This window comes from Candidatus Zixiibacteriota bacterium (assembly GCA_019038695.1).
Taxonomy (GTDB): domain Bacteria; phylum Zixibacteria; class MSB-5A5; order GN15; family FEB-12; genus B120-G9.
This window is the reverse complement of record JAHOYZ010000036.1, coordinates 1-24490: the sequence shown is the minus strand read 5'-3', so window position 1 is coordinate 24490 and position 24490 is coordinate 1. Positions and strand designations below refer to the sequence as shown.

Sequence of the window (24490 nt, the reverse complement as noted above, 5' to 3'; positions counted from 1 at the left end):
TTTGGTGACCGATTGCCAATCAGTTATCACTTGCATCGGCATCAGCTGACCGGTATCATGTTGACTGTAAGTATGTGAACACGAAGCAACTGGTGTGGCATGAGAGGGATATTAGAAAAACAGTTCTTTCCCTTTGTAATCAAGCCAGGCCGCTACGCAGGTGGCGAACTGGGGCAGATTGTAAAAGACCCAGTCGGACGTGTCTCCTATCTTCACGCTTTTCCAGATAAATATGAGATTGGGCAAGCCTATGTCGGCCTGCAGTCGATCTATCATTTTATCAATGCCGATGACCGTTTCTTGTGTGAACGCGTTTTCGCTGTTGAGAGGGATGCAGAAGAAATCATGCGGCGCAAGAACATACCCCTGTTCTCGCTGGAATCGAGACGCGCTGCTATTGAATTTGATGCTCTTGGTTTTACTCTCCCTTTTGAAATGGTCTTTACCAACATGCTGGCGATGCTCGATCTTGCCCGCATTCCCCTCCATGCCGACGAACGTACTGACGAACATCCCATAATACTGGCTGGTGGTCCAGCCGTTTATAGCCCGGAACCGGTCGCAGATTTTGTCGATTGCTTTTTCATTGGTGATGCCGAGGAAGGTCTGGTCGAGATACTGAGTATTCTCCACCAAATGAAAGATGCTCCCCGGGCGGACAAGCTCGAACGACTCTGCCGGGAAGTCGAATCTGTTTATATTCCACGTTTCTATGATAAGGATCGCAAACCGATCGCTTCGTTTGCCCCGGCAAGAATCAAGGCCAGGGTTGTGAAGCAGCTTAAACCGGAGTATTATCCAGCCCAGCCTATTCTGCCTTTGATTGATACAGCTCAGAATCAGCTGAGTGTCGAGATTATGCGGGGTTGTCCACAGGGATGCCGTTTCTGCAAGGCAGGCTCTATGTACAAACCGGTACGGGTGCGACCGCAGTCCGAAATTTTGCATCAGGTCGAAACACAGATGCAGCATACAGGCTACGAATCGGCATCGCTTCTGTCGCTGTCCACGTCGGATTATCCCGGAATTGATAAACTGGCCACCACTCTGGCCCGACGTCTGGAAAAATCTCGTGTCGCAGTTTCGTTGCCCTCACTTCGACCGGGGACTATCACACCTACTCTCCTGGATGCCATCCGTCGGGTTCGCAAAGGTGGCCTGACTATTGCTCCTGAGGCTGGCACCGAGCGTTTGCGCCTGTTCGTTCGGAAAGAAGTTACCGATGCGGCTGTACTGGATACGGCCGATATGGCTTTCCGAAAGGGCTGGACCAGCATCAAATTGTACTTCATGGTGGGTCTGCCTACTGAGACCGAGGAAGACCTGATGGGGATTGCCCGTATAATTAACCAGGTCTACGATATTGGGCGCAAATACCAGGGCAAGAAAACGGTTAATGTGACCCTCTCTCCGTTTGTGGCCGAACCACACACACCTTTCCAGTGGGATGCTGTGATGATGCCCGAAGTGATGCTGGAGAAGCTGAAAACTGTAAAACGGAATGTGCGCCAGCGTAATGTAAATTTCAAGAAAGCTTCGTGTGAATCGGTAGTGATACAGGCGGTGCTGGGACGTGGCAATCGCGAACTGGGACCGGTCATCGAGGCGGTATTTCAAGCTGGCGGGCGTTTCGACGGCTGGTCTGAAGATTTCAATTATCGACTGTGGTCAGACAAGCTACAGGAACACGATTTCAGTATTGAGGAGCAATTGGGACCTCGTTCATTCTCGGCCGATTTGCCCTGGTCGCACATTTCCAAAGGTCCATCTATCGAGCATCTTCAGGCGGAAAGAAACCGCACTTCCACTCAACTGGCCAAATATGTACCTCACAGTCTGAACGAGGAATCAGGGACAGGGTCCGCGACAAAGATGGAGTTTGGTCGCGGTAAGAAAAGGGTAGCCTCGCAGAACAGCGCTGCGCCCACCAAGAATCGGGTGCGATTGTGCTGGGGGCGGTCACAACGTTTCAAGTATATGTCTCATCTGGACAGCTTGCGGATGCTCGAACGAACCATTCGCCGGTCCCGTATACCGATCGCATTCAGCCAGGGATTTCATCCTGTCATGAAGCTGTCCTTTGGCCCTCCGCTCCCGCTGGGGATTACGTCCGAGGCAGAATACGTTGATCTGACTCTTGAGAGTAGCTTCTTGCCGCATATGATCGAGAACTTCAAGGCAACCATTCCAGAAGGAATGAGCATTCTTGGTGCCAGAGTCGTACTTGGTAAGACCAGGTCGTTGTCAGCGCTACTCAACCGCGCGGACTACACTCTGCAAGTTGATTCCGGGACGGACTCTGATGAGCTAAACGACAAGATCGCCGAGATATTGATTACGAAAGAACTGAAGATTGAACGAAAGGGTAAAGACAAAATAAAACAGGTGGATATCCGACCGGCTATTTATGGGCTGGCTTATAGCGACGGATTCCTCCGGATGACATTGGGCCTCGGCGACGGGGGATATGCACGCCCGGTTGAAATTCTGGGCTTGGTCTTCCCGGCCGACGAGGTTCCTGTACTGGCTCACTGCCTGCACCGGGTGGCCATGTACCAGATTAACAGGGCGGGGCAGAAAATGGGACCTATGGAACTGTAGAGGGTATGGCAGAGACAGCGAAAAAGAAATCCGGGATGCGTTTTGATCCTATCCGGGCAGCGGCCGTAGAAGCGCTTATGATAGTAGGTAATGGCGAACCAATTGATACCGCCATTATACGGGTGATTGGCAACCGGGAACTGCGATCACTTGATAAACGATTCCTGTTGCAACTGGTCAATGGTACGACCAAGATGCGTCGTCGTCTCGACCACGAAATCAAATTCTACCTGGCCCGTCCTTCGATGCAGCTACCCGAAAAACTAGCCACTATCCTCCGCCTGGGGTTCTATCAACTGCATTTCACCGATCGTATTCCGGCTGCTGCGGCTGTATCGGAGTCGGTCAATCTGGCAGCGCAGATGTTAGATCGTTCCCGCGCAAATCTGGTTAACGCTGTTATGAGGTCCTGTTTGCGCGAGCCACACCGGATTATTTTTGCAGACAAGAGTGAACAACCGGTTCGATATCTGGCTGATTTCTACAGCTTTCCGACCTACTTCGTCCAGTATGCCTTAAGCGAGTTCGGTTTCGAGCAAACGGAGAAAATGCTTCAGGTTTTCAATTTAGCTCCGCGTGTTACTTACCGCGTTAATTTCCTTAAGGCCAAACCAGATGAAGTAGCCAATATCCTGCAACAGGCTAAAGTAGAGTTTTCGTACGGGAAATACTTGCCGGAGTTTATCCACATCGAGGAAGGGGGACTTCCGCTCCAGCATGAGCTGATTGACACTGGCAAGGTTTTTGTGCAGGACGAGTCAGCCGGTTTGGCGGTTCGTTTGCTAAACCCTCGTCCCAAAACAAGTGTTGTCGATCTTACTTCCGCCCCTGGTGGAAAAGCTACTTATATCGCTATTCGTATGCGCAATCGGGGTAGGGTGACTGCTCTTGACAAATCGCACCAGCGATTGAAACTGGTTCAGGAAAACGCCAATCGCCTTGGAATCAAAATTATCGCTCCGGTGGCGTGCGACATGATGCAATTCTCGGGTGGTCCATTTGATCGTGTCATGCTCGATCCTCCCTGTTCGGGGTGGGGAACAGCCGGCAAGAACTCCGATCTGCGATGGTCCAAGACTGAAGCTGACATTGAGAACCTCTGCCAAATTCAGGCCAGCATGATTGACCGAGGTGCAAAACTGGTGAAACCGGGGGGAGTACTCGTTTACTCTACCTGTACTATCACTCGCACGGAAAATGACCAGGTAGTTGAGGAGTTTCTTCTGCGCAACAACGAGTTTGAGATAGATTCAGCATTACCCTATTTTGACAAAGACCTGGTCACCGATCGGGGCTTCGTAAAGACCTACCCGGGTCATGATAACATGAATGGCGCTTTCTCAGCCCGCCTAAAACGCAAGTTGCATTGAACGCATAGCGATCCCGATTATTCCCACGGAAGGACGCAGTAGGGCGATGGACCGCCGGTGAACAAGAAGCCCACGAAGTGGGTAAGGTCAGCAATATTAATCATTCCGTCCGGACCTTCCTGACCGTCAATATTAGCAGCCTCCAGAATAGGTGGCTCAGTTCCGCCGGTAAACAAGTAGGCCACAAGGTAGGTCAGATCAGCGATATTCGGATTTTCGCCGTTGTCGTCCACATCGCCACAAATGTATACCATCAGTGTGATATGCTGCGTGTCGGAGGCAGAGCCATCAGAGACTTCAACATCAAAGCCAGTAAGTTCCCGCGCAAACGGCGGCGTACCGATCAATGAATCATCCTGCGGAGCCAACCAGGTTGGGTAATTCGTATAGGTCGCAGTATGGACCGTATCATCAGGGTCGGAGACTTCGGGACAATAACCGTACAGGACTGCTGCTTGAATCAGGAACGAATCTGGGGAGATGATAATCGGCGGCTCATTTGGTTCTACTTCGTAACTGAACTTATGTGCCCAGGGAGCGCCAATAAACGGGTGAGTCTCCATGCGGCCAGACAGATCGGCTGCCTGGATATAGTACGCTATCTCGGCGGCTCCCGGTTGCGCCGGTATCTCCCCATAGAACGAATCCGGTACGGCCGTGGCCGACAGCATAGCAAAGTCCCAGGGATCGTTATCGACACTAAAGAATATTTTCAGGGAGTCGTCGATAAGAGGTTGGTCCGAGTACGCTTCAATCTCTACTGAGATCGGTCGGTTTTCGTTCGGGTCAAATATACCTACGGTCGGGATGTGATGGACAAAGAGCGTCTGCGCATCTGGTACGCCCATAGTGCGGCAGTGGATGGCATCATCATCGAGCCAGGAACCTGTGAATCCGATAACCTCGTAGCCTGGCATGGCCTCTTCATAGGTCTGGATAGCGTCGTCGTCCCATGCGTCACCAAAGATTGGCACCAGGACTTTGTCATTGAGGATAAGCGAGTTGGTATAGGCGGTGCCATAGGGACAATATATGCGGACAATCGTGTACGGCTGACCCCAGGCTGATGTTTGTGTTGCCAGATAATCGGCTCGGGCATTGAGCAGGGCATAGCTGGAACTGCCTGTAGGGACATCTTTGACCATTATAGTGGTTGGGTTGAGAAACTTGGCCCAGCAGTCAAGGTGGTGAATGCCGCCTGATTCAATGTATTCGAGAACTTCAAAATCATTGCCGGTGTAGTCAAGCATACGATTGGCGATTTCGGTGTGGCTGAGGCTGTCGTTTTCGTCCCATACTAATCGGGTCGACATAGACATCCCCAATCCGTCCGTCATGTGGTTCCCGCCGGGAGTGGCCAGCGGCATACCGTAAACATTGATACCCCATGCGGTCCCAATTGTCTGGGGAATGACATCATCGAGTGGGCGCGGTCGGTTGTAGACGGGATCGGTTATTGCCTGACGGCCGTTCTCGAAAATAAACCAGGGGCCATAGTCACGAGTCCAAATAGAATTGGTGGCGGCAATGATGAATTCAGTGTTGGCCATGTTGACCCCGCCCGAAGTGTAGGCGCTTATCGCCGATGCCTCGTATGCACTGGTGACAATGGTCCATATGGTCAGATCTTCCGACATCTCGGCTACCAGAGAAACTGAAATACCGAGCGGGTAACGAATGATCACGCCGGTCGAAGGCTCCCACTCGGCGGGATTGCGGATCTCGCCAACCGGGGGGGCAGTTGTCACATGGAACATGCCGATTTCATGAAGACGTGTTTTTTCCTCCTCGGTCAGACCAATTGTAAGTATCTGATCTTCTGTAACGGGATCGGCCAGCGCGAAGAGAGGTAAACCAACAACGAGGATTAGGAGAGCGAGGTAAGTAGCTTGCTTCATGTCACCACCAGAGAGGAGGGAAGATTAGTATATGATCCATACTCACGCGAGTACAATCTGACTTACAATTATAAATGTAACTGAAAATCAGAAATTCGCAAACGAATCTTTGGGGTGGCAACGAGGTGGACCGAAACTTTCCTCAGTCTCGATAATTGTTACTACAACGTGAACTCCACTTTGTAAGATACCCACGTCCCGATCGGCTTGCCTTCCGCTGTTGCTGGCGCAAAAAGGTACTGGTAGGCTGCTTTAACTGCGGCAATGTCGAGTGATTCGTGCCCGGAAGACTTAAGAACCCGCGCACGTACAACTTCTCCCTCTTCGTCCACGAAGGACCCCACCCACACTGTTCCAACAATGCCACCCTGCTCCGCCAACTGGGGATACTCGGGCTGCACTTTGTGTAGGATCCGGGGTAGAACTGTTTCCGCTCGGTCGGGACCGTCGGGCCAGTCGCAGATGTTAGGAAAGTCGGTTCGCAGCACTGGACCAGCCATCGCTAGCGCGCCGCACTGAGTTGCCTCGGGCCTCACGTCTTCTATCCACTCTTTGAGAGAAAGGGCGTCGCTGTTAAGCTCATCCGCTCGCAGGGCACGATTTACCTGTCGGTACGCTCTCGACAGCCTACCTCTCGTGACATAGGTCAGAGCGAGTTCGACGTAGTCTGACACCTTGTCTCTCTCTGCCTCGAGCTCGTTGCCTATTATCTTCTGATTCTGTTGCGAATCCAGAACAGCGCAACACTCCTGGAGTTCTTTCTGGGCAATGGAATCGGTTTGGTTTTGTTCGCACAGACGGCCCAGGAGATACCATGCTCGTGGTGTGTTGTTCTGCAACAAGGCGGAATCGGCAAGGGCGCGAAGCTGTGGCCTATCGTAGTACGGAATGTCTATTGAGATTCTCATTGGGGGGAATTCCGTATAGTCCTTGGCTCGGTGCCTGGCAGTGACAGAGATCATGCAGTCAGATTCGCTCAGCCCAACTCTGATCACTTCCACCTTGCCGGCCAAGCCAGACTCTTTCGTATCAAGGTGGAAAATACCTGACATCCCGGTGACCAGGCCAATGTCATGTCCACCTGCGATGAGAATAGAAAGGCTGTCACCCTCATCCTCAAGCTCGCTGTTATCCATTCGTATGACCCTGAAGTTCTCAGCCAGTAACGGCGGTGCGCTGAGTAGTATCATGCCAAATATGACAATCACAATCTGAATCATAGTGAATCCAAACTTCACGTTACCTCCTGCATTCTAAGCTTACTGAAGTATAGGGTATTTAAGGCCACGGGGCAAATCCCGCATTTTTCTCTAATTCTCCTGTCAAAGGACAGGCGAAGCTTGTCGAAACTGAAGACAGTTTCAACATACTCGGTTCTAGTTTATTGGCAGGGTCGAAATAGTGAGGGTCAACCGACAGCAGAAGTGGTTTCGTTCAGGCTGGCCAATTGCTCTTCGATCTTCTTCTCAATGTCAATAATCAGGGCATCGTCGTAGTAGACAGTTGTCTCAAATGATGACAGATCAAGCAATTCATTCATAACCGACTGAATAGTGTCAACACCTTTGACAATCACTTCCATAGACATGGCGGTGGTGTTGTTTGAGTCGATCAGCTTTCCTCGCTTGATATCTGCCTGGACTAATTGGGCACGACCAAGAATGGTGCCCACTGCATTGTTGACATAGTGATTGAAAGTGGCGGTTATAGCTTTGAGGGTCTCAAGAGCCGCTTGTTCGACTTTGGCTTTGGCGAGCTGATCCTGCATGGTGCGTTTCTCGCGTAGCATCTTCTCAACCATAAGATACTGTTCAAACAGTAAGGAGTTGGCCTCAGCGAGCAACTCAGAGGTAGACCCGATATCAATCTCAAGAAACTCGGATTCTTCAGCCGTTTGCTTCAGAATCAATTCGCTGTTCCGGCGCATATCTTCCTGCTGCAAACCGAGGTTCTTGCAAAGGATTTCTATTTGTTCCTGAGACGTAATCGGTCTTGGGTGAGGCTTGGCAACTGTGAAATGAGCGGTCAGATTGGCCAACGTGATAACCTGCGAAAGTAGCGGCGGCGACTCCTTCGTGTGAGCAGAAAGGTCCTGATGATGTGATCCGATTGCCTCACAGATGATCGTAGGAAGATGCCATTGCTCCAACAGGAATTGTCCCACCCGGGCGTGATTGGTTCCCCAGATACCAGTCTCAAGGTGATCGATCCTCTCTCCCGCTTCCACTGATTCCCAGACACGAGCATACTTGTCAGGGAACGAACTCTCCAACACAAGTAATCCGACATCATGGAGCAATCCGGCCACAAAGGCCTCTTCGGTATTCTTCAAACCGGCTGTTTGGACAAGATTGCGGGCGGCAATGGCGACACACAGGGAATGACGCCAGAATCTACAGCGGTCAATGGAGGATTTCCATTTGCCGGTCAGATCATATACTGAGGTCGATAATGCCAGAGCAGTCACAGCTTTGGTGCCCAGCGTCATCACTGCCTGAAGCATCGAAGATATCTCACGTCCAGCACCAAAGAACGGGCTGTTGGCCAAACGGAGCGTTTTTGTCGTCAACGCCGGATCTCTTTTGAGCACATCGACCAGATCATTTGCAGCCGCACCATCATCGCGACTTATCCGCAACACTTCGGCCAGCGTCTGCGGCAACGATGACAGTTCTTTATGCTCCTCGAGAATCTTCTGAAACAGGTCGTTGTCTGTCTCCATATTAATTCTATCGGCGAAAAGTCGATCAAATTGAAGCCTTCAGAACATATACAATCAAATGCTCTCGTGGTGGTTCCACCGCACACCGAATCAGACACCCATCTTGTCTAAGGCGATGCTTGGAATTATTCGAGATCATTCCGCAAGGATGTAATGGCGGATTCGATTTTCAGACGCGTGAGAAGATTCGTTTCCCGTTGAAGAATCGTTGCCCTATAACCGCAGTTGTCCTCCGGATCAGCCTTGACCAGAGCCACGGCCGCATGGGCGCGTCGGGTGGCTGACGTGGAGTTGAGCACCTGCTCGAGAAGTATCTCAATTGCTTCATCAGTACCGTACTCCCCCAACATCTGGCAGACAAGATTACCGATCATTGGATCCTCAGATTTGACCGAGTCAGTCAGACCTTCCATCACCAGCGCCGTGTCCAGCTTCATCAGAGCATTGGTGGCCTCCAAACGTGCCCCGTAGAACTGATCGCCGAGAGCATGGGTCAACCCCCCGATGGCCTCTTGAACAACCAGCGCACCACAGGCAACAACGGCGGCTTTTCGCACTTGTCCAATCGAATCATACAGAGCACGCAGAACAACATCAGCAGCTCGGGCATCGGTGATTTTCCCAAGCGCTCCGATCGCCTGTTCTCGAACCTGCCAGCGATTATGTTGACTGATCTCCATCAACGGCGAGACAGCGGTAGTATCCTTAATATCTCCCAAAGCCCAGCAAACCCGCTGCACAACCAGACCGTTCGATCGCTGTAGCGACGTAATCAGATAAGGAACAGCGTCGCTGCCTATCTTCTGCAAGACCCAAATGACAGTCCAGCGTTCCCTGGCCGATTTGGTAGTAAACTTATCCACCAACAACGGCACCGCTGGAGCACCCAGAGCTGCTATCGAATCGATAGCCGGTCCCGTCAAATCACGATATTTTATATCTCCGGAGGAGGCAATCATAAATAGCGAATCCACCTTGTGCTGAAGACTGCTTTGAGCGCAAATCGATCCCGGTAGACACAGCGCACTCAGTCCCAGGGTTGCAATTACCAGAAGCCATGTCATGGTCTTCATGGTGCGACCTCCTCGGAGGTTGTGTCGGGGGGATTGAGTTCAATATCCATCCCACCACCCCACTTCGAGGGTGTTTTCCAGTAATAGTTGTCCTGACCATAACCGTTGTACTGGTCGCTGCCGGACAGATCAATGAAGAGTCCAATAGAACCAAATGATCTACGAGGGTTGCCGTAACCGTGAGTATTGTCCGGGTTGTGGACGGAGTAGCGGTCGTCGCCATCGGTGTCGATCAACACCCCAGCGCCATTGGCTGACCCGGCCGCCTGAGACAGATCATAGGCGGTATAGGTATCATCTCCCCCCCGGTCCAATAGCAATCCACAGGAATAATCATGTCCGCAACCCTGCATCAGTCCCTTGCCAAAATAGACATCATTTCCACTATCATCGATTAAAACTCCCAGCGACATATGGGTGGCTGTACCCTGAGCATACTGAAAGGACTGGTAGTTATCATTTCCTGATGAATCATAGATCATTCCCAGCGACCACCAATAGCTGGTACCCTGGGCGAAAATATCCGAGTAGTAACTGTCGTTACCGCGTTTATCGATAATCATCCCTATGCCACCGGAAGCGAACGGCCGCAGACCATAACCGAACCCCTGAGATAGCGACAGGTAGTGATCTTCGTAACGAATAATGTCCTTGTACTTGCCCCCGGCATAGTAGCTGTCGGAACCGTCGATCTCATAGATAGCCCCCAATCCCTGGACAAACCCGAAACCCTGACAGTGCAGTGCGCCATTGTATATGTCGCGTCCGGCTTCATCAATAAGCAACCCCATGCCAAATGTGCCCGCTCCCTGGACATGAGTATCACCATCGTAACGATCATCTCCCTCGGCATCGTAGAGTAGTCCGAAGCCAAACAATCCCGATCCAAGTCCAAAGGATCGGGCATCGTAACGATCATTTCCCTCAAAGTCGAGCAGCAACCCTACTGACTGGCAGCCGGAACCAAGCACAAAATCACTCTGAGCTCGGTAGTAATCGTCACCGCTCAGGTCAATGATAATGACGCCATGAGGTTTGGCAGGATCATAGCTAAGATCGTAAACATCGTTACCACCGACATCCAGGATGAAAGAATAGTCACCTTCATAGTAGTCATTTCCGGGGCCGCCGACCGCCCAGCCTTTCTGCATACCCAGGAATTTTCGGGCCGTGCTCTGATCGGGGAGATAACCGGTACTCTTAATCAGCTTGCTCCGCGTTATCTCATTACGTCGAAGAGCCGTTCTGATAACTCCTACATCAAGCACGACCTGTCGAAGACATTCAATACCGGCGGTAATCACCGGGTCCTTGTCAATCATTGTCCCGAACTCAACAAACTGCTCAGTGTATGCCTCTTCCAGATTCTCCAGCGAATCGGTTTCCTCGACCGAAAAGAACTCCTCCTCCTCACCAATTCTCAATAGCTCCGGGAACTCCTTAGTCAAGAATGCACGCTGCTCTTTTGATAATCTTGCCAATGATTTCTCAGTTGATTTGGGAATAATCACATCCAGATACAAGGCTACCCTGGTGAGCAATTGGTTGAGTGCAAGGTTTGCAAAATGCAGGTTATGCTGCCGTTGGATTTCTGAAAGATTCGGCTGGTACGATCCGGACCGACCGGTCTGGTGTTCACCTGTCAAATCCGAATACAGTATGCCTGCGACAATCTCGGGCTGACCGGATACCCAGGCGGACCTGAGTCCGGAGGAATAATCAATCATATCCAGTGGCCGAGCCATGAGATCCGCCACAATTTTCAGGCGAAACGAATCTGGCTCGGTGAAATCAGACCGGAAGCTGATGTCGTTTGGATTGAGGTTCAGGTACTCGCAAAGATGCTCCAGCCCGAATTGTTCGGGTGGCAAATCGGCAGGTTGACCTGTTGCTGTTTTCGGAGACAACCAGACGAGAATCAGGATAATAACGGCGGCGATTAGTTTCATAAGATAATGCATAGGCCGCTCGGTTACGGGAATCAACAACAATCCGGTTGGCCATCTCATGGCTCAGTAGGTCAAACGGCCTGCCGCTTGACGGTCAATTGTAAGTCAGAATCCTTGCGGCTGACTTCTTCGTCAGGAGGACAAGCCTCCTAACCTACGGAGAGAAAGGGACTACTGTATAAAAAAAGCGCCCCAGGGTTGGGGCGCTTTTTCTCTTGAAGAGATGGACCAATTCTTAGGTCGTGACGTCGTCAATAGTGCATTGCAGCAGACCATCCTCATCAATCGTCCAGGTATCAACCGTGGCATCGTCATCCAGGTTCGCGACCCCCGTGCCCGTGAAACCATTACCGGCGGTTGCTACACTATATGTATAGATCGCCGTGGTTGGAACTTCCACACCAATACCGAGAAGAGCAGCAGCGTCAGCACAGGCCAGGTAGGCTCCGTTTTCCTGACGATAGGTGCGTTCCATGGTGTAGATCTGCTTCAGAATACCCTTGGCTTCAGACTGCTTGGACTTCACTGTAGCTTGCATAAAACGCGGGATAGCGAGAGCGGCCAGAATACCAATGATGACGACCACAATCATCAGCTCGATCAGTGTAAAACCCTTGCGACTGTGAAACTTTGAGAACATTTGAACCTCCTACAGGCTTGAGACTAACTCTTAACAGTTGGCTTACTTTCTTGCTTTCGGCATTCTTAATCGCAAAGATTATACCTTGACCCTGTCTTTTTTTGAACAGCTTGGAGCGTTCGTATTGGCCCGCCAACCAACAGCTTACCAATATCAAGTGAAGTTACCCTCAAAGTGCTCATCTTCTGCTCCAGACGTCCCTCATAGCCAACAGTGTATTCTGCCAAGATCATTGCATCCTGCAATGATCTTATGGCCCCCAATTCAGGAAAGAACGATTCGTTCAGGATAAAAAAAAGACCCGCGGCAAAGCGGGTCTCAAATTCAGTAATGGAGCTATTTTATCCAGTGACATCGCTAATGGCACAGGCAATAGCTCCCGTCTCATCAACTGTCCAGGTATCAATAGTAGCATCCTCATCAAGATTGGCGGTAGCCGTGGCAGTGAATCCGGCTCCCGCAACGTTGATAGTGAAGGTGTAGCGGGCGTGAGGTTGGATCTCTATCCATATTTCTCCAAACGCGTTGGGATCCCCTGCTGAGGCTTGTCCTCCCGGTTGATAATAGGCATTACCCATCGACTGCTGACGATATGTTCGCTGGTTGACATATATCTGCTTGAGAATAGCCTTGGCCTCGCTCTGCTTGGTCTTGACCGTAGCCTGCATAAAACGAGGAATCGCCAGGGCAGCAAGTATGCCTATGATGACGACTACAATCATCAGTTCGATTAATGTGAATCCACGCTCCGATCGATATCTGGCTATCATAATGGTCCTCTCCTTACTTCAGATTCCTTCAGGCTACTGCTATTGCAAGTCTCATACCGTTCCACTGTTCAAAAAGTGGCTATTTCCCACTGCTGGTCTTTTTCCTGCCAGTAGCCTTGCGGCTCGGGAAATCCGTTAAATCGTACCGGTCTATTTTTCTATAGAGGGTTGAAGTATCTATGCCGAGAATCCGGGCCGCCTCAGCCTTCTTTCCTCCGGTCTGGCTCATAACAAAATGGATGTAGGCTTTCTCGATCGATTCGAGAGTAGGATTGGCCGGGGATTTTTCCGCTACAAGTTCGACGTCCCCGGAGGTTTGCACGCGCTCAGGGAAATCATCCGGTCCCAACCTATCTGAACGGCTAAGAAGAACAGCCCGCTCAATCGTGTTTTCCAGTTCCCTGACATTCCCGGGCCAGTGATAGCTCCGAAGAATTTCCATCGCGTCTTCATCTATGTTCTTGATAGCCAAATCCAATTTGCGGCAGTACTTCGAGACAAAGTGGCTTGCCAGCAGATCGATATCTTCCCGTCGTTCTCGCAAGGGGGGGATTTGTACAGGGATAACATTGAGGCGATAGAACAGGTCTGCTCGGAATCGTTTGGCTTTCACTTCTTCTTCGAGATTGGCATTGGTAGCGGCAATCAAGCGAACATCGACGTTGATCGGTTTGGTGTCGCCCACAGGAGTAATCATCCGATCTTCCAGAACGCGCAGCAGCTTCACCTGGATGTTTATCGAGGTGTTCCCAACTTCGTCAAGAAAGAAGGTTCCTCCGTCGGCAACCTTGAACAACCCGTCTTTGTCCCTGATGGCACCCGTGAAGGCTCCTTTTTTGTGCCCAAATAGTTCGGATTCGAGCAAGTTCTCGGGGAGGGCGGCGCAATTGATCGTAATAAACGGACCGTTGCCTCGGGGGGAATGGCTATGTATGGCTCTGGCAATCAGGTCCTTACCGGTACCTGACTCACCTCGGATCAGGACGGTAGCATCCGAAGAAGCTACCCGTCCAGCCAGTTTTTTGAGAGCGATGATTGTTTCCGATGATCCAATGAAGTTATCAAATGAGCTGTTACTTTGGAGCTGTTTTTTCAAGCTCGTGTTCTCTTTGACCAAGCTCCGTCGGCTGATGCACTTTTCGATCACCAGCTTGATTTCGTCAACTTTGAACGGTTTGGTAATGTAGTCGACAGCACCCTGCTTCATCGCCTCAATGGCCGTATCAACCGAGGCATACGCGGTCATCACGACAAAGTCCTGATCCTTCCGCAAATCTCGAGCCTCACGAAGAACATCGATACCGGTCATCTCAGGCATATTCAAATCAGCAATCACAAGGTCATAGCCATGATCCTCTATATATGACAGCCCCTCCCGGCCAGAGTTGGCCGTATCGACTTCATAGCCTTCTTTAGTGAGCATGATCTCCATGAAGCTACACATAGAGTCTTCATCATCTATCACTAGTATACGGGTCAACATCGCTATATCCATAGTTTTGCATTTTGCGAGACAAGATGTATCAATCATATATTCGGCAGTCCCGCACCTGTCTGGAGTAACCGGATCAACAATGCTCAGACATTAAACAGACAGAGGTCCGAGTCGTGAGAAATCACCAAACCCTTTCTGATTGACGACTGACACTGTCATCTCTTATGTTGTTGGATAGCTTGGATATCCAGATCGGAGAGAAATATGGATAAGTACTCGCACCGAGAACGAATTGAGATGATAATCGCCGGAGAGAAACCGGACAGGTTTGCGGCCTCATTCTGGCGACATTTCTTCCACCAGGAGCATTACGCCGCAGGGACGGCGGAGGCTATGATCGGATTCCAGAAGGAGCTCGATTGGGACTTCGTCAAAGTCAATCCTCGGGCTGATTTCCATGTCGAGGACTGGGGCTTGGCCCTCGAATGGTCGCACAATGAGTTCAAGAAGCACCGTAAAGTGTCATTCCCGATACAGCAAATCGAAGACTGGGATAAAATTGGCGTCAATGGTCTCAATGCCCCCTCTCTGGCCGAGCACCTACAAATGGTCTCGTTGGTACGTAAGGGACTGGGCAAAGAGGTGCCGATCCTGATGACCGTATTCACACCTCTGTCGATAGCCGGACGGATGGTACCTGATCGACAACTCCTCGTGGAACATCTCCGGAACGAACCAGCGCGTGTTCATCGAGCTTTGAAAGCTATCACAGAAACTTTCTCTGCCTATGCCACCGAACTTCGGAACGCCGGAGCCGATGGGCTATTTTATGCTACCTGCCAGTGGGCCTCAAGCGATTTGATCACCTGGAACGAATATCAAGAGTTTGGTATTCCCTATGATCTGGCGGTAATTGAAGCTACCGATGAGGACGCAATAAACCTTTTGCACGTTTGTGACTCCAACAACTATCTATCCCGGCTGGCCGATATTGATTACCGATGTCAACTGTACAACTGGGACTGCTTGGATGAGACAAACCTGTCCATTGCCGAAGGGTCCGAGTTATTAGGCCAACGACCGGTAGTAGGCGGGGTTGCCCATGAGAGTTGGTTATGGCACGGATCACCGGATGAGGTCGTCCGCCGCCTCAATCAACTGAAAAGAGAACATAGTTCGGCGCGGTTCATTGTAGGTCCTGGATGCGCCATCCCTCCAGAGGTACCAATCGCCAACCTTCATGCTATCAGGGAGAGTCTGTGACAAGCGACCGACGTCCTAAATTGATCCAGACAATAAGGGATCAGATCGCCACCAAGGATAACGAAACCGATATCCTTCGCACAGCGGCAGAACTAATCGACAATTTCTCCGAAGATTTCAACTGGACCGGCTTCTATATGTTACGGGGCAGTACCCTGGAGATAGGTCCTTACGTCGGTCCGGAAACGCCCCATACCCACATTGAACTCAACTCCGGTATTTGCGGCGCAGCAGCCTCACAGAAAAGAAGTGTCATCGTTGATGATGTTAATGCCGACCCGCGCTTCCTCGCCTGCTCGCTGACAACGAGATCCGAGATTGTTGTACCTCTTTTGGAGGAAGATGAGTGTATCGGGGAAATTGATATTGATTCCAATCGCCCGGCCAACTTCACCGATGACGACCGCAAGATGCTGGAGGAGATCGCTACAATCATAGTGGATCGGCTGGCGTCTGCGACTAGGCGTTAAGACTTCGCCCAGATTTCAGAAGCAGCCGGTAACAACCGTTTTTCAAGCTTTCTCACACGCTCGTCGATGACTATCTTCTCAAACACAACTGATGGAGGATGTTTATGTTTTTCGGTGCGTTGATGGTTTTGTTTGGCCTGCTTATGCTTCTGGATCGGATGGGATATCTCCCTGGCGACTTATGGGAATATTTTTGGCCACTGGCGCTTATGGCGCTGGGGATTTCGATCGTCCTGAAGCACCGAAGCCGCGACAAACATGGCCAATAAGAAATCGTTCTATTTTGATCCCGAGGCATCCGGTCCGGCTATTTTTCTGGGACCGACCGAAGCTGCCCTGATGGAAATCGCCTGGAGCAAGAATGAGATTACGGTCAAGCTGGCTTTGGTGTTCTTAGGCAACAAGACACCGCGAGCCTACACGACTGTAATGACGGTTCTGGGGAACCTGACTACCAAAAGCCTTTTGTCCCGACGGCGATCAGGGCGTAGTTTTGTTTACCAGCCTGTCGTCAGCCGGGAGGCGTTTCTTCGGGCCAAGGCAAACATAGTACAATCCTGCCTCAAACGAAATTTCGTGGATACATAGGATAGTTAGCGCAGCATCAGGTGAGGCAAGGCCTTAGCGCAGGCGTTCCTCCAACTCGATCAGAACACCATTCATACCGGCGGGATGAACAAAAGCAATCCGGTTTCCTTCAGCTCCTATTCGCGGGAATTCGTCGATGAGTCGTATACCGGAAGCCTTGAGTTCGGTCAGCTTCTCTTCGAGATTGTCCACAAAGATACAAATATGATGCAGCCCCTCCCCCTTCTTCTTCAAGAATCTGGCCACGGGACTTTTTTCAGAAATCGGTGACACCAGTTCGATACGTCCCTCAATGCTCTCAATCGCACTGTCATTCGTTGAGAATATAGCCACCTTGACCTGTTGGTCGGTCACCTCCACAATATGTGGCTGCCTGTCGCCGGTCAGAATTCGATACCGCTCCACAGCCTCCTCGAAGTCGGCTACGGCAATACCCACATGAGAAATGAGACTATTTGAACACACGGAATTTCTCAGTTCTCCTCGCTGGCCGCCGCTTCAGCTTCCCGAATGGTACGGTCGTAATCTCCTTGAAGACGCAGCGTGGTGATGGCTGGCTTTACCCAGCGACCATTGCTTCGGTAGATTGTAAACTTGTCGGGCAACCGGCTCTGCCCCCCGGCGGCGCTATTGAATACATATTCTACCTGGGCATGGGCCGAATCATCATCGAAATGCACGATACTGTGAACCGCCAGATGATCCAACGAATCCATGTGAATCCACATGATATCGCCACGCTTGACATAATGATCGAAGTCGTATTCGTCGAGGAAGTAATCGAACTCCAGTTCGTACAGACCGCTCTTGTCCTCGTACGACAGGCGAACCAGGGCGTCATTGAGTATCGCCGCCAATTCAGCATCTTGGGGAGATAGTGTACTTTCCGCCACTGAGACCGTCTCTTCGGTCTCGTTTTCCGAACTACAGCCCAACAGGACCAGACTAATGACACCAACAATGAGGAATAACCTAACGACAATCGACATGTTCACCCCACACCTTCCTAAAGACATTAGATATTTCTCCAACAGTAGCATATTGCTCAACTGCCTCGACGACCGGACTAACGACGTTGTCTCCCCTATCGGCGGCTTCAGCAATCTTCTGCAAACAGTTGTGTACCATTTCTTGATCTCGTGTTTGGCGCAACTCACCAAGGGAACGCACCTGATCCTGCTCAAGATGCGGATCGACTTTCAGAATGCTCGGAATCTCGACATTCTCGGAGACAAATCGGTTCACACCGACAACCACAGCCTTGTCGGCCTCAATTCGCTTCTGGTGTTCATACGCAGAACGGGCAATCTCGTCACGGAAATATCCGCTCTCGATACAACTGACCGATCCACCACGGCGATCAATCTCTGTCATTAGCGCCTGTGTTTTTCGTCGGAGTTCGGTCGTAAGATATTCCACATAGTAGGATCCGGCCAGAGGGTCCACAGTGTTGGCTGTACCGGATTCGAATGCAAGCAACTGCTGAGTCCGCAAAGCGATCTCCGCCGAATGCTCAGTGGGCAAAGCCAGTGCTTCGTCAAACGAATTTGTATGCAATGACTGTGTGCCACCCAATACCGCCGCCAAAGCCTGCACAGTAGTTCGGACAATGTTGTTCTCAGGCTGCTGAGCGGTCAAAGTTGAACCGCCAGTCTGGGCATGAAAACGCAGAAGCATCGATTTGTCATTCCTGGCTCCGAATTTCTCTTTGACAATTTCTGCCCAGATCGTACGCGCCGCTCGGAACTTGGCTACTTCCTCAAACAGATCATTGTGAGCCGCGAAGAAAAAAGACAGGCGAGGTGCGAATTGATCTATATCCAGCCCAGCCGCCAGAGCCGCTTCTACGTAGGCAATGGCGTCGGATAATGTAAACGCGATCTCCTGTACTGCCGTCGCACCGGCCTCACGGATATGATAACCTGAAATCGAAATCGTATTATAACGAGGTAGATGTTTGTGGGCGTATTCGAAGATGTCGGTGACGATTTTCATCGACGGTCCCGGAGGCAGGATATAAGTGCCGCGTGCGATGAATTCCTTGAGAACATCGTTTTGGATCGTCCCCATCAACTTGTCGGGCGGTACCCCCTGTTTTTTACCAACAGCGATATACATCGCCAGTAGAATAACGGCGGTGGAGTTGATCGTCATCGAGGTGGAGACCTTGTCTAATGGGATGCCCTTAAACAATGTTTCCATATCCTTAAGTGAGTCAATAGCGACCCCGGTGCGGCCTACTTCGCCCGCCGCCATCGGATGATCCGAATCGTACCCTATCTGGGTGGCCAGATCAAAAGCGACTGACAGGCCGGTTTGGCCTTTTTCCAGAAGATACTTGAAACGACGATTGGTCTCGGTGGCGGTACCAAAGCCGGCGTACTGGCGCATCGTCCAGAGACGCCCGCGATACATGCTGGGATAGACACCGCGCGTGTACGGATATTTCCCGGCGTGTGACGGCACAGCCCTATCGACCGGGACGTTGTCGCCAGTGACGGTGACAGGGATTTCAATCCCCGACGTTGTTTCCCTGATCTCCTCTGCCACCTATTCAAACTCCAGCAATGAATCACCCTTTTCCACCGCCCCACCACTCTCGACATGAACGGCTTTGACAGTGCCCTTCCCTTGAGCTTTGATGATATTCTCCATCTTCATTGCCTCCAGAACGATCAACGGCTGCCCTTTTGTGACCTCATCACCCGATTGGACTTTCACTTCCAGGACAAGCCCGGGCATAGCCGCTTTGAGGATTTTGGCAACCGTTACGCCAGATGACATCCCCGCCGCTTTCCGCAGTTGGGCCAAGTTGTAGTCTTCGATTGATACTGGGATTTCCATCCCCTTCATGAAAACAGTACGGGATGTATCGTAACCATTCGATCGAACATCTACTTCATGAGATTCGCCGTCTATGAGTAACAAGGCACGACTCTCGCCCAATAGATTCGTGACTGTTTCGATCTTTCGCCCATTACAAGTGAGATAATATTTTTCGGAGCGATACTTGATTTCGATATCGAAATCCTTGCCATCGACGCTGACCATATAGCGGCGCATTATCGACTCCCTCCGAAATGTTTGAGACTACGACGGTGAATCGCATTCCAGTTGGAATGTCTCCGCTCACTTCCGGAGCTGACTGCAATCTTGCGCTCTCTAATATACGTTTCCAATGCAGCCGCAATTGCTGCTTTCTCGCGCAGGTTGTCATCAAGCGGTGTGTAGTTGTTGTCGGGATATTCCTCATGAAGGAAATTCGTTGAAATATCCCCGGCAACAAACTTCGCATTGTCCATCACTACTCTATGGAAACCGATAGTCGTCTTGACGCCCGATATTCGGTATTCCTCCAGAGCGCGTTTGGTGCGGGCGATAGCCTCCTCGCGATTCCGTCCCCACACGATCATCTTGGCAATCATGGGGTCGTAGTAGATCGGAATTTCGTTGAAAATGACAACGCCGGAATCTACCCGCACTCCCGGCCCTGAAGGGAGACGGTAGTTTTTCAGTGTGCCGGTGCTGGGCATAAAACCCTCTTCGGGATTCTCTGCATAGATGCGGCACTCAATGGCATGACCCGATAATGAAATGTCATCCTGCTCGAAAGGCAGCTTGCTGCCTTCGGCAACGGCGATCTGTTCCTTGACGAGATCAAGACCAGTAACCATTTCCGTGACCGGATGTTCAACCTGAAGCCGTGTGTTAACTTCCAGAAAATAGAAAGACATGTCCTCGTCGACGAGAAACTCAACGGTCCCCGCACCAACATATCCACTTTCGAGAGCGATACTGACTGCCGCTGAACCCATCTTTTCGCGAAGCTCAGGAGTCATCAAAGGCGAGGGCGATTCCTCGATTACTTTCTGGTGCCGCCGTTGTATTGAGCATTCCCGTTCACAAAGATGAATGGCGTTGTTGTGCTGATCACAGAGAATCTGGATTTCGATATGACGAGGACGGGTGAGATATTTTTCCATGTATACTCGACCGTCGCCGAAAGCGGATTTGGCCTCACGCGCCGCAGTCTCCAACGCCTCGTCAAGCAACTCCGGTGATTCCACGACGCGCATCCCCTTGCCACCTCCACCTGCGGCTGCCTTAACCAGAACAGGATAGCCGATCTCTTCGGCAAGCTTGCCTATCTCGGCAGACTTCTTCCCTTCCAGTCGTGCTCCGGGTGTGATGGGCAGGTTGGCGTTGATGGCCATCTTACGGGCCACCAGTTTGTCCCCCAGGTCGCGGATCGTCTCCGGTTTCGGTCCGATGAATATTAAACCTTCGTCAATACACCGTTGAGCGAACTCGGCATTCTCGGCAAGGAAACCATAGCCGGGGTGAATCGCATCCGCGCCGCATTGTTTGGCAACGTCGATGATGTTATTCTGATTCAGGTAGCTCTCGGTCGAGGGGGCAGGACCGATATTGTATGCCTCATCAGCCATGCGAACATGGTAGGCCGTCTGGTCGCAATCGGAAAAAACGGCTACCGACGAAATATCGAGGTCACGGCAAGCGCGCATCACTCTGACTGCAATTTCGCCCCTGTTGGCGACGAGGATTTTGTTTATCTTTTGGGTCATAACTATAGCGGAATATTCCCGTGCTTCTTGGCGGGGTTGGTGTCCTTTTTCGTTTCCAGCATTTCGAACGCCCGTATCAGTCGCGGTCGAGTTGTCTTTGGTTCGATGACATCATCAACATACCCGCGCGCCGCGGCGGCGAACGGATTGGCAAATTTCTCGCGGTAATCATCGGTCAGACGTTTCAGTTCCGCCTCGGCATCTTTGGCCTCGGCAATGTCCTTCCTGAAAATAATCTCGACCGCTCCTTGTGAGCCCATCACTGCAATTTCCGCCGTTGGCCAGGCATAGTTCATATCACCACGAACGTGTTTGCTGTTCATAACATCATACGCCCCGCCATATGCCTTACGGGTTATCACCGTCACCTTGGGCACGGTCGCCTCGCAGTAGGCAAACAACAGCTTGGCACCTTCCTTGATTATACCGCCATGTTCCTGATCGGTACCGGGTAGGAAACCGGGGACATCTTCGAAAGTCAGAATCGGAATATTGAAAGCGTCGCAGAATCGAATAAATCGCGCTCCTTTAGCCGATGAGTTGATATCGAGCACACCTGCCAACACCGCGGGTTGATTGGCAATGATGCCGATTGACCGACCGCCCAGGCGAGCGAAACCAACTACAATGTTCTCGGCAAAATCGGCATGGACCTCAAGAAATGATCCCTGGTCCATAATATGTTCGATGACTTCTTTGATATCGTATGGCTGATTGGGATTCTCCGGCACGATGCGATTAAGGTCTGCATCTTCGCGGTCGAGCGGGTCGTTGCATTCTTCCCAGGGCGGCTCTTCGCAGTTGTTCTGGGGCATATAGCCCAGGAGACGCTTGAGCTTGGCAATAACATCCGCCTCATTCTCACAGGCAAAATGCGCTACGCCGGATTTAGAGGCATGGGTCATGGCACCGCCGAGTTCCTCGGATGTGACCACTTCGTGCGTAACCGTCTTGACAACATTCGGACCCGTCACGAACATGTACGACGTTCCCTTGGTCATCAAAACGAAATCGGTAATAGCCGGGCTGTAGACAGCTCCCCCGGCACAGGGACCAAGCACAGCCGACAGTTGCGGCACTACGCCCGAGGCAAGGGTGTTGCGCAGGAAGATGTCGGCATAGCCACCCAGCGATACGACGCCCTCTTGAATACGTGCCCCGCCAGAATCGTTGAGGCCGATCACAGGGGCACCAACTTTCATGGCCATATCCATGATTTTGCAGATCTTCTCGGCGTGAGCCTCCGAAAGTGAGCCGCCGAAAACAGTAAAATCCTGGGAGAAAACATACACCAGTCGTCCGTTGACCTTGCCGCAGCCGGTAACGACGCCGTCGCCGAGGATACGCTGTTTGTCCAGCCCGAAATCCGATGATCGATGGGTGACAAACATATCGAACTCCTCGAACGATCGGGGATCGACCAGTAGTTCGATTCGCTCGCGAGCGGTCAGTTTGCCCTTCTTGTGTTGGGCCTCAATGCGTTTCTCGCCACCACCCAAACGGGCCTTGGCTCGCATCTGCTCCAGTTGGTTTAGTTTGTCTTCAAATGACATGGCTACGAGTATGACCTTCCTTTAGTTCTTCTGTCGCATTCACCGTGGACAGATCCCACAGCAAGCTGTGGGTCACCCAGCCATTTTCGCACAGGGACGGATCCCACAGCAAGCTGTGGGGCACCCAGACGAGGGCGACAGGAAGCCTTGCCTCGTCACCCCTCCAGGCGGTGCCTGTGAGCGGAGTCGAAGGGTGATATAAATCGTCCGGCGCACAATGTCGGTGTTCAACCATCAAACGCTTCTACCTTCACCTTTCTTCCCTCCTGCGTGACGCGCCCAAAGGGCATGTTGACATCATGGTCAAACGCCACGATTACACTATCGTTGACAATCTCCGGCAATGCTCGCCGCTTTGCTTCCATTGTGTCCAACGGATACAGGTCCGTCGCCGGAACAAACGGTACCGCCATATGGACCGAGGTGCAGAAAATATCGGCATAGTACCAGAGCTTGTTGCCTTGTGACTCGATCTGTAGCCCGAAATGTCCATCCGTGTGTCCGCCTGTATGTACTGCCCGAATACCGGGGAACAGTTCCACATCGGGATCAATCAACTCGACCTGGCCGGCTTCCTCCAGTGCCTGATAACGCGCCGGGATATACACCGCTCCTGTGCGTTCATTCGGATTGAGCGCATCGGCCCATTCCTGACGACTAATAAAACACTTCGCATTCGGGAAACGCGGCACGAAGGCATCGCCTTCTTTCCTGACTGCTCCTCCAGCGTGATCCGTATGTAGATGAGTCAAAATCAGAACATCGATATCTTCGACCGACAAACCCAGTCCTTGCAGACCGGATTCGAGCATCGAGTTTCCTTCGATACCGTAGATTTTTTTCTCCATGTCAGACAGCGTGTCTCCGATACCGATATCGAATACCATCACCTTCCCGTGCGCCCGAAGAACAAACAGATTGGTGACCATCGGAACAAGATTGTTCTCATCAGCCGGAATGAGCCGGTTCCACATTCGTTTGGGAATTACCCCAAACATACTTCCTCCGTCGAGCCGAAATTTATGCTCGACGAAGGAGTCAATTTCAAACTCACCGAGTTTCATCGACCGATGACGGCACCCGCGATCACGAGACGTTGAACCTCGTTGGTGCCTTCGTAGATTTCGGTAACTCGCTGATCGCGATACAATTTCTCGATTACCGAGAACTCACCGATGTATCCGTAACCGGAATGAATCTGCATGGCTCGATCAACACAGAAGTTGGCCACTTCGGAGGAATACATTTTGGCCTGGGCCGCTTCCATGGAATAAGGCTGACCATCATCCTGTAGCTTGGCCGCTTTGTAGGTCATTAGTCGGGCTGCTTCCGTCCGTGTGGCCATGTCAGCGATCATCCACCGGATCGCTTGCAGTTTGGCAATTGGGGCATCGAAGGCCACCCGGTTTTTAGCATACTTGATCGACTCATCCAAGGCTCTCTGCGAAATCCCGGTAGACTGGGCGGCAACACCGATGCGGGCACCGTCGAGGGTGTTCATGGCGATTCTAAAACCTTTGCCGGTGTCACCCAACTGGTTCTCCGTCGGGGCTTTAACATTCTCTATGGTGA

At 51.4% G+C, this 24490-nt stretch carries 22 protein-coding genes; 6 read left to right on the top strand and 16 right to left on the bottom strand.

Features of this window, described 5'->3' with window-relative positions; all coding sequences use genetic code 11:
* Positions 1-99 precede the first annotated feature (99 nt).
* Together KOO62_11495 and rsmB are read left to right on the top strand one after the other, a co-directional pair.
* Positions 100-2601: a TIGR03960 family B12-binding radical SAM protein gene (locus KOO62_11495; protein ID MBU8934613.1), complete on the top strand. Its 2502-nt coding sequence runs from the start codon at positions 100-102 to the stop codon at positions 2599-2601.
* 5 nt (positions 2602-2606) lie between these two features.
* Positions 2607-3971, top strand: a complete 1365-nt coding sequence (rsmB, locus tag KOO62_11490) for a 16S rRNA (cytosine(967)-C(5))-methyltransferase RsmB (protein MBU8934612.1) — start codon at positions 2607-2609, stop codon at positions 3969-3971.
* A gap of 17 nt (positions 3972-3988) precedes the next feature.
* Here rsmB and KOO62_11485 read toward each other — a convergent pair whose 3' ends face one another.
* The 8 genes from KOO62_11485 to KOO62_11450 form a co-directional block, all read right to left on the bottom strand.
* Positions 3989-5869, bottom strand: coding sequence for an agmatine deiminase family protein (locus KOO62_11485; GenBank protein MBU8934611.1), 1881 nt, complete (start codon positions 5867-5869; stop codon positions 3989-3991).
* 161 nt (positions 5870-6030) lie between these two features.
* Positions 6031-7107: a TonB family protein gene (locus KOO62_11480; GenBank protein MBU8934610.1), complete on the bottom strand. Its 1077-nt coding sequence runs from the start codon at positions 7105-7107 to the stop codon at positions 6031-6033.
* Between the two features lie 170 nt (positions 7108-7277).
* Positions 7278-8591 carry an HDOD domain-containing protein gene (locus tag KOO62_11475; protein ID MBU8934609.1) on the bottom strand — a complete coding sequence of 438 codons (1314 nt, stop codon included), beginning with the start codon at positions 8589-8591 and terminating at the stop codon, positions 7278-7280.
* Positions 8592-8716: 125 nt separating this feature from the next.
* Positions 8717-9664 (bottom strand): HEAT repeat domain-containing protein, encoded by a 948-nt coding sequence (locus KOO62_11470; protein MBU8934608.1) that lies wholly within the window; start codon positions 9662-9664, stop codon positions 8717-8719.
* A complete protein-coding gene (locus tag KOO62_11465; GenBank protein MBU8934607.1) occupies positions 9661-11613 on the bottom strand; it encodes a hypothetical protein in 1953 nt (650 codons plus the stop codon). Before KOO62_11465 ends, KOO62_11470 begins: the two co-directional genes overlap by 4 nt.
* 235 nt (positions 11614-11848) lie before the next feature.
* Positions 11849-12253 (bottom strand): prepilin-type N-terminal cleavage/methylation domain-containing protein, encoded by a 405-nt coding sequence (locus KOO62_11460; protein MBU8934606.1) that lies wholly within the window; start codon positions 12251-12253, stop codon positions 11849-11851.
* Between the two features lie 341 nt (positions 12254-12594).
* Positions 12595-13023 carry a prepilin-type N-terminal cleavage/methylation domain-containing protein gene (locus KOO62_11455; protein MBU8934605.1) on the bottom strand — a complete coding sequence of 143 codons (429 nt, stop codon included), beginning with the start codon at positions 13021-13023 and terminating at the stop codon, positions 12595-12597.
* Between the two features lie 79 nt (positions 13024-13102).
* Complete coding sequence (locus KOO62_11450) at positions 13103-14506, bottom strand: sigma-54 dependent transcriptional regulator (GenBank protein MBU8934604.1); 1404 nt, start codon at positions 14504-14506, stop codon at positions 13103-13105.
* 216 nt (positions 14507-14722) lie between these two features.
* Between KOO62_11450 and KOO62_11445 the strand changes: the two genes are divergently transcribed.
* From KOO62_11445 to KOO62_11430, 4 genes are all read left to right on the top strand, one after another.
* The gene (locus tag KOO62_11445) at positions 14723-15721 is read left to right on the top strand and encodes a hypothetical protein (protein MBU8934603.1); all 999 of its coding nucleotides are present in this window, start codon (positions 14723-14725) and stop codon (positions 15719-15721) included.
* Positions 15661-16191, top strand: coding sequence for a GAF domain-containing protein (locus KOO62_11440; protein ID MBU8934602.1), 531 nt, complete (start codon positions 15661-15663; stop codon positions 16189-16191). The genes KOO62_11445 and KOO62_11440 overlap by 61 nt, the downstream gene beginning before the upstream one ends.
* A 104-nt stretch (positions 16192-16295) precedes the next feature.
* Positions 16296-16460, top strand: a complete 165-nt coding sequence (locus tag KOO62_11435; protein ID MBU8934601.1) for a hypothetical protein — start codon at positions 16296-16298, stop codon at positions 16458-16460.
* Positions 16450-16779: a BlaI/MecI/CopY family transcriptional regulator gene (locus KOO62_11430; GenBank protein ID MBU8934600.1), complete on the top strand. Its 330-nt coding sequence runs from the start codon at positions 16450-16452 to the stop codon at positions 16777-16779. The genes KOO62_11435 and KOO62_11430 overlap by 11 nt, the downstream gene beginning before the upstream one ends.
* Positions 16780-16812: 33 nt before the next feature.
* Here the strand turns inward: KOO62_11430 and mce are convergent, their stop codons facing one another.
* The 8 genes from mce to KOO62_11390 all read right to left on the bottom strand — a co-directional run.
* Positions 16813-17244: a methylmalonyl-CoA epimerase gene (gene mce, locus KOO62_11425; GenBank protein ID MBU8934599.1), complete on the bottom strand. Its 432-nt coding sequence runs from the start codon at positions 17242-17244 to the stop codon at positions 16813-16815.
* A gap of 8 nt (positions 17245-17252) precedes the next feature.
* Positions 17253-17774 (bottom strand): hypothetical protein, encoded by a 522-nt coding sequence (locus KOO62_11420; GenBank protein MBU8934598.1) that lies wholly within the window; start codon positions 17772-17774, stop codon positions 17253-17255.
* Entirely contained in the window at positions 17752-19329 is a 1578-nt protein-coding gene (locus KOO62_11415) for a methylmalonyl-CoA mutase (GenBank protein ID MBU8934597.1), read from the bottom strand. The genes KOO62_11420 and KOO62_11415 overlap by 23 nt, the downstream gene beginning before the upstream one ends.
* A complete protein-coding gene (locus tag KOO62_11410; GenBank protein ID MBU8934596.1) occupies positions 19330-19842 on the bottom strand; it encodes an acetyl-CoA carboxylase biotin carboxyl carrier protein subunit in 513 nt (170 codons plus the stop codon).
* The gene (accC, locus tag KOO62_11405) at positions 19842-21365 is read right to left on the bottom strand and encodes an acetyl-CoA carboxylase biotin carboxylase subunit (GenBank protein MBU8934595.1); all 1524 of its coding nucleotides are present in this window, start codon (positions 21363-21365) and stop codon (positions 19842-19844) included. The genes KOO62_11410 and accC overlap by 1 nt, the downstream gene beginning before the upstream one ends.
* A gap of 2 nt (positions 21366-21367) precedes the next feature.
* Positions 21368-22918, bottom strand: a complete 1551-nt coding sequence (locus KOO62_11400; protein MBU8934594.1) for an acyl-CoA carboxylase subunit beta — start codon at positions 22916-22918, stop codon at positions 21368-21370.
* 227 nt (positions 22919-23145) lie between these two features.
* Positions 23146-23916, bottom strand: a complete 771-nt coding sequence (locus tag KOO62_11395; GenBank protein MBU8934593.1) for an MBL fold metallo-hydrolase — start codon at positions 23914-23916, stop codon at positions 23146-23148.
* Between the two features lie 62 nt (positions 23917-23978).
* A partial coding sequence (locus KOO62_11390; GenBank protein MBU8934592.1) for an acyl-CoA dehydrogenase occupies positions 23979-24490 on the bottom strand: 512 nt, incomplete at its 5' end.